Origin of the sequence: Neoakkermansia glycaniphila (assembly GCF_900097105.1) — a bacterium.
Classification (GTDB): domain Bacteria; phylum Verrucomicrobiota; class Verrucomicrobiia; order Verrucomicrobiales; family Akkermansiaceae; genus Akkermansia; species Akkermansia glycaniphila.
Genome location: NZ_LT629973.1, coordinates 2375677 through 2388233, shown reverse-complemented (window position 1 = coordinate 2388233; position 12557 = coordinate 2375677). Strand labels below are relative to the sequence as shown.

General features: G+C 59.5%; 13 protein-coding genes. 7 read left to right on the top strand and 6 right to left on the bottom strand.

The genetic code is table 11. From position 1 onward, the window contains the following. Positions 1 to 27: 27 nt before the first annotated feature. Positions 28 to 1587, bottom strand: coding sequence for an NrfD/PsrC family molybdoenzyme membrane anchor subunit (gene nrfD, locus PYTT_RS10015; protein ID WP_071133444.1), 1560 nt, complete (start codon positions 1585 to 1587; stop codon positions 28 to 30). A 194-nt stretch (positions 1588 to 1781) separates the two neighbouring features. Between nrfD and PYTT_RS10010 the strand changes: the two genes are divergently transcribed. After that, a complete protein-coding gene (locus tag PYTT_RS10010; protein WP_067775679.1) occupies positions 1782 to 2273 on the top strand; it encodes a YlbF/YmcA family competence regulator in 492 nt (163 codons plus the stop codon). An 82-nt stretch (positions 2274 to 2355) separates the two neighbouring features. Then, a complete protein-coding gene (locus tag PYTT_RS10005; protein ID WP_067775683.1) occupies positions 2356 to 4233 on the top strand; it encodes a sulfatase-like hydrolase/transferase in 1878 nt (625 codons plus the stop codon). 9 nt (positions 4234 to 4242) lie between these two features. On the opposite strand, the gene PYTT_RS10000 is transcribed toward PYTT_RS10005, so the two are convergent. Beyond that, positions 4243 to 4758 carry an NUDIX hydrolase gene (locus tag PYTT_RS10000; RefSeq protein WP_067775857.1) on the bottom strand — a complete coding sequence of 172 codons (516 nt, stop codon included), beginning with the start codon at positions 4756 to 4758 and terminating at the stop codon, positions 4243 to 4245. Positions 4759 to 4880: 122 nt separating this feature from the next. On the opposite strand from PYTT_RS10000, the gene PYTT_RS09995 reads away from it, so the two are divergent. Continuing rightward, a complete protein-coding gene (locus PYTT_RS09995) occupies positions 4881 to 5264 on the top strand; it encodes a hypothetical protein (RefSeq protein WP_067775686.1) in 384 nt (127 codons plus the stop codon). 60 nt (positions 5265 to 5324) lie between these two features. Here PYTT_RS09995 and ilvE read toward each other — a convergent pair whose 3' ends face one another. The 3 genes from ilvE to PYTT_RS09980 form a co-directional block, all read right to left on the bottom strand. Beyond that, positions 5325 to 6191, bottom strand: coding sequence for a branched-chain-amino-acid transaminase (ilvE, locus tag PYTT_RS09990; protein WP_067775689.1), 867 nt, complete (start codon positions 6189 to 6191; stop codon positions 5325 to 5327). A gap of 113 nt (positions 6192 to 6304) precedes the next feature. Beyond that, positions 6305 to 6895: a tRNA 5-(aminomethyl)-2-thiouridylate-methyltransferase MnmM gene (mnmM, locus tag PYTT_RS09985; protein ID WP_197677898.1), complete on the bottom strand. Its 591-nt coding sequence runs from the start codon at positions 6893 to 6895 to the stop codon at positions 6305 to 6307. After that, positions 6895 to 7611 carry an outer membrane lipoprotein-sorting protein gene (locus PYTT_RS09980; protein WP_067775692.1) on the bottom strand — a complete coding sequence of 239 codons (717 nt, stop codon included), beginning with the start codon at positions 7609 to 7611 and terminating at the stop codon, positions 6895 to 6897. The genes mnmM and PYTT_RS09980 overlap by 1 nt, the downstream gene beginning before the upstream one ends. 156 nt (positions 7612 to 7767) lie before the next feature. Here PYTT_RS09980 and hemB point away from each other — a divergent pair, with 156 nt between their 5' ends. Together hemB and PYTT_RS09970 are read left to right on the top strand one after the other, a co-directional pair. Then, positions 7768 to 8763, top strand: coding sequence for a porphobilinogen synthase (gene hemB / locus PYTT_RS09975; RefSeq protein ID WP_067775695.1), 996 nt, complete (start codon positions 7768 to 7770; stop codon positions 8761 to 8763). A 15-nt stretch (positions 8764 to 8778) separates the two neighbouring features. Further along, positions 8779 to 9690: a hypothetical protein gene (locus PYTT_RS09970; protein ID WP_067775698.1), complete on the top strand. Its 912-nt coding sequence runs from the start codon at positions 8779 to 8781 to the stop codon at positions 9688 to 9690. A gap of 10 nt (positions 9691 to 9700) precedes the next feature. Here PYTT_RS09970 and PYTT_RS09965 read toward each other — a convergent pair whose 3' ends face one another. Then, entirely contained in the window at positions 9701 to 10345 is a 645-nt protein-coding gene (locus PYTT_RS09965) for a TetR/AcrR family transcriptional regulator (RefSeq protein ID WP_067775701.1), read from the bottom strand. A gap of 126 nt (positions 10346 to 10471) precedes the next feature. Between PYTT_RS09965 and PYTT_RS09960 the strand changes: the two genes are divergently transcribed. Further along, positions 10472 to 10822 carry a hypothetical protein gene (locus PYTT_RS09960; RefSeq protein ID WP_067775704.1) on the top strand — a complete coding sequence of 117 codons (351 nt, stop codon included), beginning with the start codon at positions 10472 to 10474 and terminating at the stop codon, positions 10820 to 10822. Positions 10823 to 10930: 108 nt separating this feature from the next. Further along, positions 10931 to 12523, top strand: a complete 1593-nt coding sequence (gene metG, locus PYTT_RS09955; protein ID WP_067775707.1) for a methionine--tRNA ligase — start codon at positions 10931 to 10933, stop codon at positions 12521 to 12523. Positions 12524 to 12557: the final 34 nt, after the last annotated feature.

The following is a 12557-nucleotide window of genomic DNA, read 5'->3' as shown; positions in this document are numbered from 1 at the left end:
TATCCTTTCCATCATTGAATCATCAAACTACTCATCGAAATCGGGATGATACCACCGTGGCAACCCCGAACAAGCAAAAAAACCGGCAACCGCCCACAACCCGGCACCCAGCAAACCGCCCACAAACACCGCCGGCACAAAATCCACCCAGCGCTCCCATCCCGGCGCACGCCCCTGCACCACCGCCGAAGTCGCACAATCCTGCGTCAGCCAAACCCACACCAGCACCACCGCCATCCCGAACACGGCGCCAGCCGCGGGAATCCATGCCCTCCACGCCCGGCGGCGCACCGCTGGCGAACCGTCCCCATGCAAACCGAACTCCGGAGGCATCCGCCTGCCCAGCAAGGCATACAGGCAAACAAACAGCCCTACGCTCCCTGCCAGCATCCACCAGTCCGTCGGACTCGGCACATACCCGCCCTCCTGCCCGGGCAAAAACGATACCAGCGAACTCCCCACCACAATCACCACACGCTCCAGCCACATCCCGAACAACACCGACACGGAAACCGCCGCCACCACTGCCGGATTCGACCTCCACCGCTTCACCCAATACAACTGCGGCACAAGCACATTCCCCGCCAGCATCGCCCAGAACCACCAGGCATACTCACCGCACACCCTCTGCACCATCACCTCGGCCACCGTACCGCCCTCCAGCAACGCCATTCCGGCTTCCACCGCATAGAACACCGCCATCATCCACGAGAAACCCAACACGAACCGGCTCATCACCTGCTGCACGGAAGCAGCGCGCAGCCGCACTCCCCGGTCGAACAACGCCACGAGCTGCACCATCGCCATCCCGCTCAGAATCGCTCCCGCCACAAACATCGGGGGGAACATCGTCTCATGCCAACCGGGCTTCACCGTCGTCGCAAAATCGCAACTCACCACCGAATGAACCGTCACCACCAGCGGAGCCAGCACGCAGGCCATCGCCACATTCGCCCGGCGAAACACCGCCCACTGCCGACCTGTCCCGCGCCAGCCGCAGGCCAGCGCACCATAAAACCTCTTCAGCCACCACGAAGCGCATCGATCGCGCATCAACGCCAAATCGGGAATCATCCCGATCCACCAATACAACAGCGAAAGGCAGAAATACGTCCCCACCGCCAGCACATCCCACACCAAAGCCGAACCGATATCCGGAAACACCCCGCTCGCATCGGGAAACGGAGAAACCATCCACACCACCCAGATACGCCCCACATGCACCAGCGGAAAAATCCCCGCGCACACCACAGCGCAAATCGTCATCAACTCCGCCGCCCGTGCAATCGGCGTACGCCACCCCTGATGAGTCAACAGCAGCACCGAAGAAATCAAAGTCCCCGCATGGCCGATCCCGATCCAGAACACGAAATTCACAATATCCCACCCCCAGGGCACATCGTTATTCACCCCCAGCAGCCCCACACCCTCCGAAGCCAGCCTCCATGCACTCCAGCCCAGCCCGTACAAAGCCAGCCCCGCACACAACGCCACGCCCAGCCACCAGAGCAGCCCCTTGCGGGCCTCAACGGCTCGCACCGACTCCTCCGGCAAACAACTCAACTGCACTGCATCACGACTCGACATGGCACCCATGCCCCACACCGGACGGACACCAGAAACACCGCCACGGTAAGGACGCAAAACCCTACCACACACCACCAGACGACACAAGCTCAAACCCCGCCACCCCGGAGGCAACTCGAATTTGCCATTCCCCCGGCTGCATGAAATGTTTCGTCATTGCATTATGCCCCCCACTATGAGATCATTGCCGGGCAATGAACACATCGCTCAATCCAGACATCGTCCGGCTCACCCAGGAACTTTGCAACGCCCTTGCCCAAGACCAGAAAGTGATCTCCGCCAAAGCCCGCATCGGCCTTTTCTTCCAAAATGCCGAAGCCACCAAACTCTTCCAGGAAGTCAACTCCTACGGCGAAGAACTCCGCAACAAACACCTCGCCGGCATGCCGCCGACCGAAGAGGAAATCTCCAAATTCGACAAACTGCGCGAAGCGGTCGTCTCCAACGAACTTGCCCGCGGTTTCCTCGAATCCCGCCAGCAGATCGATGAAATCCTCGGCACCATCAGCCAGTTCATCGGCATGTCCATCGACCTCGGCCGCGCTCCCTCCCTCGAAGAAGTGGAAGAAGCACGCAAACAATCCATGAGCTCCTCCTGCTCCTGCGGCGGCGATTGCGGCTGCGACGGAGAATGCGGCGACGACTGCGACTGCAAGGATGGCGGCGACTGCAAGTGCAGCCACTGATCCAGCTTACACTTCCCGGCCGGCGGACTCTCTCGTGAGATTCCGCCGGTTTTTCCGACTGCCAGGCACACTCCCGACCCCCATGTTTTCCCTGCACAGCATCAAGCGGCACCTCTTCAGCGCACGCTGCCCACTGATCCTGCTTCTCATCTTTGCCGCCATCAGCATCGCCTTCGGCGCCAAACACCTCTTCACACCCTTCGATGCCATCCACATCTCGGCCTATGCCTTCATGGCCCTGCTGGCAGGCGCATGGTTCACCCTGAAAACTCTCCGCAAAGACACCTCCTTTCTCTCCTCCCGAAGCATCCTGATACTCCTCGGCCTCAGCTTCGTCCTCAATATCGTATACAACCTCTACCTGTGGACGGACCCGTGGAAACTCCCTCTCATCCTCGCCACCACCCTCGGCATGCTCGCCGCCACATGGGCGCTCATGCGCTCATGGGCACTCATCGTATGGGCACCCTTCTTCCTGCTCGAATTAATGCAGACCTGCATGTACATCCAGTACGGCACCACCATCAACTCCCTCGTCGTCGCAGCCACGCTCGAAGCCTCGCCTGAAGAAATATCCGCCTACAGCGGCTGGGGCAACATCCTCAGCTTCACCGGGCTCCTCATCGTCACCGCCGCCGTCTGCTACGGCCTCCACCGCTGCATGCGCACCTTCCCGAAAATGCAGCTTCTCCGCACCGGACTGGCCTCCCTCGGCATCATGGCCCTCTGGGGCCTCTCCATCCCCATGGAGCGGCAAAGCCAGGACTACTACTGGCCCGGCAGTGAATTCTACAACCTTGCCAACGCCTATATCGAAGCAGTCGAAACCAACGAAGACACCATCAACCAAGTAAAAAGCCTTCCCGACCCCACCGAACAACCATCTCGGTGCGACACCATCCTCCCGAACCAGGGCATCATCCTCGTCGTCCACATCGGCGAAAGTGTCCGTGCCGACAGGCTCTCCCTCAACGGATACCACAGAATCACAACCCCCTATCTGAACACAGCTCCGGGCCTCATCAACTTCCCCCGCACCATCTCCGTCGCGCCGGACACCTGCCAGGCCCAAATCAGCATCCTCACCAACGGCCGCCGGGGCCTGCGCGACACCGATCCATGCATGCAGCCCACCACCGGCTCCATCCTCAACATCATCGCCAAACACAACTTCGACATCTACTCCTTCTTCGGCAACAAAGTCGCCCAGAAACTCAAATACGACCGCGTCGTCCGGCTCCTCACCCAGGTCTCGAAACAAAGCTACAACTCCCCCGCCTATCCCATGAGCGGCCTGCCGGACATCAAACGGACCATCGATGAAAACGGCAGCAACAACCTCGTCCTCTTCATCAACAACGAAGGCACGCACACACCCTTCTGCTACTTCGACGAACAGCACGCCCCCTTCCAACCGGCCTTCACCAGCTTCGAAAACCCCGAGGCCAATGCCGAAGGCATCAACAACGCCTACGACAACACCGTCTATTACCTCGACGACTACATCCGCCAAATCGTCGGCTACATGGGCAACCGACCCTTCGTCTACCTCTACATCAGCGACCACGGCGAATTCCTCGGGCATGACGGCATCTGGGGCCGCGGCGGCCTCGGCAACTCCACCCTGCGCTACCACGACACCACCGGGTGCATCGTCCCCTTCTTCCTCATCACCTCCCCCTCCTTCGAAAAACTTCATCCCCACTACGCCAAGGCACTGGACGGACTGCGCAGCAACACCGAAAAAACAATCGGGCAGGAACACATCTTCCACACCCTCCTCGGCCTCTTCGGCATCGCTACGCCGTACTACGACCCCACACTCGACCTCACCCGGCCCAATGCATCTCCCTACACCGGAGACATGCCGGAATGCCTCAAAAAACAACAGAATACAGCTTCAACCGAACCGAAAGAACGGCAACAAGCAGCCATCGGCACACCGAAGCCTCACGCCTGAACCGGAAACCTATCCCCGTTCCGACAGGAAATAAAGTCCCGTATACACACGGGGATCAACCATTGCCCCGGCCTGCATCCGCGCTTCCAGCCATGCGTCCACACCGTCGAGCGGCACCTCATGCACCGTAATACGCTCGTTCTCCACCCCGCCGCCTGCCGACACCTTCCGCAAGCCTTGAGCAAGAAAGAAATCCACCGTCTCGGAAGTCATACCCGGCGAAGAAGGCCCCGTAAACAGAAACCTCATCTCCTCCGCCTCATACCCGGCCTCTTCCAGCAATTCACGGCGAGCCGAATCCGCCGCCGCCTCGCCAACCTCCACATCACCTTTCAAACCTGCGGGAAAACAAATGCAGGAACACCCCACCGGAGGGCGAAACTCCTCCACCAGCACCACACGCCCATCCTCCGTCGCAGCAAACATCATCACCGCGCCCGTACCGCGAGTCCTCTCCGCATACTCCCAACCCTGCGCCGTACGCACCAACTTCAAAAAACGGCCTTCGCCCAACACACGATCCATAAGAACAAAATATGACAGTAACTTGTTTTCCTTCCAACCCTCGCAAGTTTTGGCATACTGCACAACGGAAGGCATCGACAATATTGTTGACAACTTATCACAAACAATCCAGCATAAAAAACGTGAACGCTAAAAAACAAACGATTTTCCCCGGCAGTAAATTCAGGAAAATACTCTTTGCGCTCTGCCTCATCTTATCGTTCGACATCCTGATCAGCGGGCGTTCTGCTGGTATAGGCCTGCACACTTATACCCACGCAACCTACTACCTCTATGCGCTATTCGCCATCCCAGCCTTTTTGTGCGGAGCTCACCGGATCATCTCACGTCGTGCCCAAATCGCAATCATGGCAGCCATGTTCATCACCAGCCATCTCTTATGTTCGCTCGAGGAAACCACACTATCCGACCAGCCCACCCTCACGCAACCGACACCTCGTCTCTTTGCCCCGTCCTGCTGGATTGCCCTCAACCCCACCAGCGGCCTTTTGGAAGCAGGCGATTGATCATGAAAAAAGGGTAGCCAACCAAAGTCGGCTACCCCTTTGAAACAAAAATCTGCTTTTTTAGCACACCGTACCGGTCGCACGCACCATATTCTGGTAATGGGCCAGAATCTTGGTCGTAATCGGGCCGGCCATACCGTCGCTGATCGAATGGCCGTCCAGAGACGACACCGGAATCACCTCGGCAGCCGTACCGGTCAGAAAACACTCGTCGGCGCAAATCACATCGTAGCGGTTGATCGTACGCTCATCCACCGGAATCTCCAGCTCAATGCAGATATCGATCACCGCCTGCCGGGTAATACCGTCAAGCGCACCGTCCGTCACGGGCGGAGTCGTCACCACGCCGTCGCGCACGATGAAAATATTGTCGCCCGTACATTCGGCCACATTACCCTGCTCATTCAGCATCAGGGCTTCGCCTGCGCCGCGTTGCACGGCCTCCTGCTTCGCCATGATATTGTTCAGGTAATTCAGGGACTTCACCTGCGGGCAAAGAGCTGCAGGAGCATTGCGGCGCACGGAACTCGTAATCAGCGTCAGCCCCTTCTCGTACATCTCGGCGGGATACAATGTGATTTCAGACACAATCGCAAACACGCAGGCACGCGGGCAGCTAGCCGGATTCAGCCCCAGATTGCCCTCGCCGCGAGTCACCACAAGGCGGATATAACCGTCCTTCAGACCGCTGGCGTTCACGGTATCGCAGCAGGCGGCGGCCAGCTCATCCATCGTAAAAGGAATCGTCAGGAAAATATAGCGCGCGGAATTGTAAAAACGAACCAAATGATCCTCCAGACGGAAAATCTTGCCATCGTAAAAACGGATGCCTTCGAAACAACCGTCACCATAGAGAACACCGTGATCGAACACGGACACTTTCGCGTCCTCGCGATCCACCAACTTTCCGTCGAACCAGATCTTCATGTCTTAAAAATAAAATATTGAGCGCGGTGAACATACACCTTCCATCAACCGAATGAAAGGAGAAAATGAGACAGCCCCTCAGGAAACCTCTCACCCGGCGCCGCCTCGCACCGTCACTTCCCCGGAACCCGCAGAGCAGCCAGCAGAAACGCAGCATCCGAACTGCCGTTCGCACTCGCAAGGCGCACCACCCTCCACTGCGGCAGAGGCAGCGATTCCAGAAACTCCTCCACCGCCTCGCACTCCTCGCGCCCTCCCTCATGGCCGGGATAACACATCACCGTCAGCACACCGCCGGGCAGCAGCAACTCCGAAGCAGCCTGCACGGCAGGAACCGTCTCCTCCTTCACCGTCTTCACCGCATGATCGCTTCCGGGCAAATAACCCAGATTGAACATCACCGCCTTCACACCATCCGGCACCGCCTCGCGCATGCGGGAATGGCTGCATTCATGCAGCGACACCCTCTCCCCGCAACCCTCCCGCATCAGCCGGCGGCGAGTCTCCTCCAGCGCGGCGGCCTGCACATCGAACGCATGCACATGCCCCGAAGGCCCTACCAGCCGGGCGAGAAACAGCGTATCGTACCCGTTCCCCGCCGTCGCATCCACTGCGGAATCACCCGGCACCAGCACACGCTCCACCCAATCGTGGGCGCAGGCAAGAGGCCGCATCAAACCATGCACACCATCCGCCATTGCCATCACTTCTTGCCGGGAAGATCGTCCATCTCGATATAATCGAGGGCAACCGTCCGGGATGAATCCTTCGGATCGCGCACCTCCAGCTTCATCTGCTTGAAAAACCACGAACCGTCCTTCAGCTTCTGCACCGAAGTAATCGAAATCCTCTTCTTCAACTCCCCGTCGGCTCCGTAACCGTCGATCTGCCACGTCGTCCCGTTCTCCTTATCGATCCACACGCGCACCCAGGCAAACTGCCCCGACTTCGTCGGATTCTGAATACGCACCACCCAGCAATCGCGCCCCTTGATCCGGGCATCCTCTCCGGCATCCTCCAGCACCCCGCCCTTCCAGTACAGGAAACGCAGAGACATATCCTCGTAACACACATCCGTACCCGCCAGCGGAGTTGCGTACTTCGCCACTGGAAGCACCGTCGCCTTGCCATCCTTCACCTCCATGATATCCACCCCCTTCGCCTTGATATGCAAATCGAAACGATTCCATACATCATTCAGCTTATACTGGAACGCAATCACGCCGTTGCGCACGCTCATCCCGAACGGAATCTTCGTACGCCCCTTCCGGATCTGCCCCTGCACATCCTTCTCCCCCTGGCTCACCGACATATCGCGCATCGCCTTCAGCAACTCGTCCGCGCTCGGCTCCGCCTGCAACGCGCCCAGCGACAGGCCAATACATGCCGCCCCTAAAATCTTCTTGAAGAAACTCTTCATGCCCACACCCTACCACAGCGCATTCCGCAATGCAAAAACAGATTCCCCGCTGCCGCAAAAACCTCACCTTCCCCGTTCGGCACAAGGAAGCGAAGCCTCCATCCATGCCTGAAATTCCACTTTACAACAAAAACGCACGGGCGCATACTCCCTTCCATGTTCCACCTTCCGATCCGTCCACGCCGCAACCGCAAAAGCGAAGGCATCCGAGGCCTCATCCGCGAAACATCCCTCAGCGCAGCAAACCTCATCTACCCCATGTTCGTCCAGGAAGGCACGGAAAACACACCCATCTCCAGCCTCCCCGGCTGCACCCGATGGAGCGTCGCAGGACTCGTCGAAGAATGCCGGCGGCTCATCGACCTCGGCATCACCACCGTCGACCTCTTCGCCGTCGTCCCCGACGACAAAAAAACACCCACGGCCGACGAAGCATGGAACCCGGACGGCATCATCCCCCAGGCCATCAACGCCCTCAAAAACGCCCTGCCCGACATCACCATCATGACCGACGTCGCGCTCGACCCCTTCAACTCCGACGGCCACGACGGCATCGTCGAATTCCGGCCGGATGGCACCTACGAAATCCTCAACGACGAAACCATCGAAATCCTCTGCCGGCAGGCCCTCTGCCATGCCGATGCCGGGGCGGACATCATCTCCCCCAGCGACATGATGGACGGCCGCGTCGCCGCCATCCGCGCCACCCTCGACAGCGAAGCCCTCGACAACGTCTCCATCCTCGCCTACACCGCCAAATACGCCAGCGCCCTTTACGGACCCTTCCGGGGAGCCCTCGAAAGCTCGCCCAAAACCGGAGACAAAAAAACATACCAGATGGACCCCGCCAACATCCGCGAAGCCCTTCGTGAAGCCGACCTCGACATCAACGAAGGCGCGGACATGCTCATGGTCAAACCCGCCACCCTCTACCTCGACGTCATCGCCGCCATGCGTGCCCACTGCAGCCTCCCCATCGCCGCCTACCACGTCAGCGGGGAATACCTCATGCTCAAATCCGCAGCCGCCTCCGGCTGGATCGACGAACGCAGCGCCACCCTCGAAACCCTCCTCTCCATCCGCCGCGCCGGAGCGGACATGATCCTCACCTACGCCGCGCCCCAGGCGGCCCAATGGCTCCGGGAACAATAACGGAACTCCCGCCGCATGAACCCCTCCGCCATACGAACGGGCGCCCTCGTCATCGCCTTCGTCATCGGGGGGCTATTCCCCTCCCTGAGCAGCCTCGACTACCTGCTCCAGTGGAACATCATCCTCATGCTCGGCATCACCTTCCTCGGACTCCAACTACCCAAACTCAAACCCAACCGACTCCACCTCCTGCTCATAGCCGCCAACATCCTTCTGGGCGTTGCCGCATGGGGCATCCTGAAACTATTCGGAGAACCCGTCTGGGCGGAAGCCGCCTTCTTCTGCGGCATCGCACCCATGGCCGCCTCGGCACCCGTCATCGTCAAACTCATGAAGGGCAACGTCGAATTCTGCGTCACCGCCCTCGTCCTCAGCCAGCTTGCCATCACCGCAGCACTCCCCCTCCTCATGCCACTCGTCATCGGCAACGTACACGAAGGCTTCTTCTTCGACATCGCCGGGCGCGTCACCTCACTCCTCATCCTCCCGGCCCTTGCCGCGCTTGCCATCCGGCGCCTCTACCCCGCCAGCCGCCAGTGGTCGAACCGCCTCGCGGACGTCTCCTTCGCCCTCTGGATATTCTCCCTCATCCTCATCGCCGCACGGGCCGTCTCCACCATCAGCGCCATCCACATCCCGTGGCAGGCCATGGCTCCTGTCGCCACCATCTCCTTCATCGTCTGCGCGGCGGGCTTCCTACTCGGCTACCGCATCGGCTACCCGCACTACAAACGCGAATGCTCCCAGGCCCTCGGACAGAAAAATACCATCATCACCATCTACCTCGCCATGACCTATGCGGACAACACCCTCGTCTTCCTCGGCCCCGTCTTCTACGTCATCTACCACAACCTCTTCAACGCACTGCAAATGCACCTCTACTACCGGAGTACCACCTTGTCACAGCCAGACACCCGGCCACACTGACGGCAACCTGTCACACCCTGTCGTAAGACCGCATCAGCAGCACGGCATCCTCGGCCAGCCGTTGCAGAGCAGCCACCTTATTGCTCACCGCAGGCAGCGACCACAGATTCGTCTCATTGTGCGCCACGATATTGAAATACATCCCGCGCAGCATCGTCAGGCACCACAGCCAATCGCCATCCGCCATCCCCGGGAAAAACGCCCGCATTGCCTCATGCCACTCGCGGATCGCATACGAAAAATGGGACTCGTACACATCCCGCGTCAACTCCGGACTCTCATACCCCATCTTATTCAGAAAACAAAGCACCTGCCCGCCTGACACCACGGAATCATCCCTCCACCCCGTCAACGGAGCAGCCATCCACGAAAACACGATCTTCCCGGCCTCGCCCGACGCCTTCGCCTCAGCCAAAGCCTCCAGGCAAACCTCATTATACTGCTCCGACACGAACGCCAGCGTATCGCGGTACAAATCCGACTTATGCCCGAAATGGTACCGGATCAGCCCGATCGAAGCATCCGCCGCCGTCGCGATATCCCGAATCGTCGCTCCCTCGTAACCCCGCCGCGTAAAATCCTCCACAGCCGCCCGCATAATCGCCCCCTTCGACACCTCGGACTTTGAAACCTTCCTCTCCTGCGGCCTGCTCATACCCCACTTTATACGGAGAAGCCCGCAGCGTGTCAAGACACAAAGGCACCCCCCAACCCGCCTCCCCACCATGCCGGCAAAAAATAATTGAACGCCCGACCGTCAAACACCGTCTACTCCTCCGGCATGAAAACCTCAACAAAACACACCCTTGCCCTGCTCGCCTGCCTCATCTCCGCCGATCTTGCGGTCGGCGCGGTTCCTCCTGCCCGCATCGGCGGCACCACAGACCGCACAGGAGGCATATCCGGCATCGGAAGCAAACCCGCAACCTCCGCCCCGGCAGCCCCATCTGCAACCACGCAGCGCACCATCCACCGCGACCCGTCCGGACAACCCGTCGGCACATCCGTCCATCGCAACGGACGTACCGAATACACCCGCCCCGACGGCCGCCCGGCAGGCGCAGTACGGGACGGCTCCGGCGCATCCCGCCCCGTACCGGGCACCACCCCACCGCCACTGCGAGGCAAATAACGAAAGCTACCGCACCTCCCTGCTCCGCGCCTCCCCATACGCAAACAGGCGCAGCGGTCTGAATTTGCCATTGCACAGCATCCGCGGTTGCAGTACAATCGTGCCGACATGTACTACATCACAACAGCGATCGATTACACGAACGGAAAACCCCACATCGGGCACGCCTACGAAAAAGTCCTCGCGGACGTCCTCGCACGCTGGCACCGCATGATGGGCGAAGAAGTCTACTTCCTCACCGGCGTGGATCAGCATGGGCAGAAAGTCCAGAAATCCGCTGAAAAAGAAGGCATCGAACCTCAGGAGTACACCGACAACGTCACCCGCAAATTCCTCGCCCTCTGGGAACGGCTCAACATCTCCTACGACGGATGGGCCTCCACCACCGACCCGCGCCACAAAACCTGCGTCCAGAAAATCCTCATCGACCTGCACGACAAAGGCCTCCTCTACAAAAAATCATACAAAGGCATCTACTCCGTCCGTCAGGAACAATTCCTCACCGACAAAGAACGAGGAGAAGACGGCCAGTTCGGCCCGGAATGGGGCGAAGTCATCGAAATCGAAGAAGAAAACTGGTACTTCAAACTCACCGAACAGGCCCAGTGGCTCAAAAACTTCATCACCTCCAGCGACACCTTCGTCCAGCCAGCCGACAAAAAAGTGCAGCTGCTCAACGCCGTCGACCAGGCCTTTGAATGGGACCTCTGCATCTCGCGCCCGAAAAACCGCCTCTCATGGGGCATCGAACTGCCCTTCGACCCGGAATTCGTGACCTACGTCTGGTTCGACGCCCTCATCAACTACATCTCCTTCGCCGGCTACCTCGCCGAAGAAGGCAGCGGCCTCCCGAACTTCGCCAAACTCTGGCCCGCAGGCTGCGAAATCATCGGCAAAGACATCCTCGTCCCTGCCCACGGCATCTACTGGCCCGCCATGCTCCATGCCATCGGCTTCCCGGACGAAGCCATGCCCTCCCTCCTCGTCCACGGCTGGTGGAACATCAACAACGAAAAAATGTCCAAATCCATCGGCAACGTCGTCGACCCCAACGACCTCGTCAACGCCTTCGGCGCGGAAGCCGTCCGCTACTACCTCGTACGCGACATCACCACAGGCAAAGACGCCAACTTCGACGCCGACCGCCTCAAAATGATCTACAACACCGAACTGGCCAACGACCTCGGCAACCTCTGCAACCGCTCGCTCAACATGTGCCTGCGCTACTGTGAAGGCACCCTCCCCGCAGCTGCCGGAGACGACGAAGCATCCGCCGCCCTGCGCGAATCGCTCGCTGCCGCCGAACGTAAATTCATCGACCTGATGAACGGCAACGACGTCTCCGAAGCCCTCGCCGCCCTCAATGCCCATGTCGGAGCCTGCAACGGCTACATCGAACAAAAACAGCCATGGGCACTCGCCAAGGACCCGGAAAAATCGGAAGAACTGGCCCGCGTCCTCCGCCACCTGCTCGAAAGCTGCGCCCACATCGGCTACCTCCTCGCCTGCGTCCTCCCGGATGCCAGCGCCCGCATCCTCGACCAGCTTCAGGCCACCGAACTCTTCGCAGCCCTCACACCGGCCACCCTGCAATGGGACATCCTGCCCGCAGGCCACACCATACAGGCGCCCAGCCCCATCTTCCCCCGCATCCTTTCGGAAGAAGAAAAGGCCAAACTGGCAGCCAAAGCCAAAAAATAAAACGGGCAACCGCCTGCAAACCTCCATCGAAAAA

What these genes read in the sequence shown, in the direction of transcription:
- nrfD (WP_071133444.1), bottom strand. Translation starts at nt 1,587, where the DNA reads ATGTCGAGTCGTGATGCAGTGCAGTTGAGTTGTTTGCCGGAGGAGTCG.
- PYTT_RS10010 (WP_067775679.1), top strand. Translation starts at nt 1,782, where the DNA reads ATGAACACATCGCTCAATCCAGACATCGTCCGGCTCACCCAGGAACTT.
- PYTT_RS10005 (WP_067775683.1), top strand. Translation starts at nt 2,356, where the DNA reads ATGTTTTCCCTGCACAGCATCAAGCGGCACCTCTTCAGCGCACGCTGC.
- PYTT_RS10000 (WP_067775857.1), bottom strand. Translation starts at nt 4,758, where the DNA reads ATGGATCGTGTGTTGGGCGAAGGCCGTTTTTTGAAGTTGGTGCGTACG.
- ilvE (WP_067775689.1), bottom strand. Translation starts at nt 6,191, where the DNA reads ATGAAGATCTGGTTCGACGGAAAGTTGGTGGATCGCGAGGACGCGAAA.
- mnmM (WP_197677898.1), bottom strand. Translation starts at nt 6,895, where the DNA reads ATGGCAATGGCGGATGGTGTGCATGGTTTGATGCGGCCTCTTGCCTGC.
- PYTT_RS09980 (WP_067775692.1), bottom strand. Translation starts at nt 7,611, where the DNA reads ATGAAGAGTTTCTTCAAGAAGATTTTAGGGGCGGCATGTATTGGCCTG.
- hemB (WP_067775695.1), top strand. Translation starts at nt 7,768, where the DNA reads ATGTTCCACCTTCCGATCCGTCCACGCCGCAACCGCAAAAGCGAAGGC.
- PYTT_RS09970 (WP_067775698.1), top strand. Translation starts at nt 8,779, where the DNA reads ATGAACCCCTCCGCCATACGAACGGGCGCCCTCGTCATCGCCTTCGTC.
- PYTT_RS09965 (WP_067775701.1), bottom strand. Translation starts at nt 10,345, where the DNA reads ATGAGCAGGCCGCAGGAGAGGAAGGTTTCAAAGTCCGAGGTGTCGAAG.
- PYTT_RS09960 (WP_067775704.1), top strand. Translation starts at nt 10,472, where the DNA reads ATGAAAACCTCAACAAAACACACCCTTGCCCTGCTCGCCTGCCTCATC.
- metG (WP_067775707.1), top strand. Translation starts at nt 10,931, where the DNA reads ATGTACTACATCACAACAGCGATCGATTACACGAACGGAAAACCCCAC.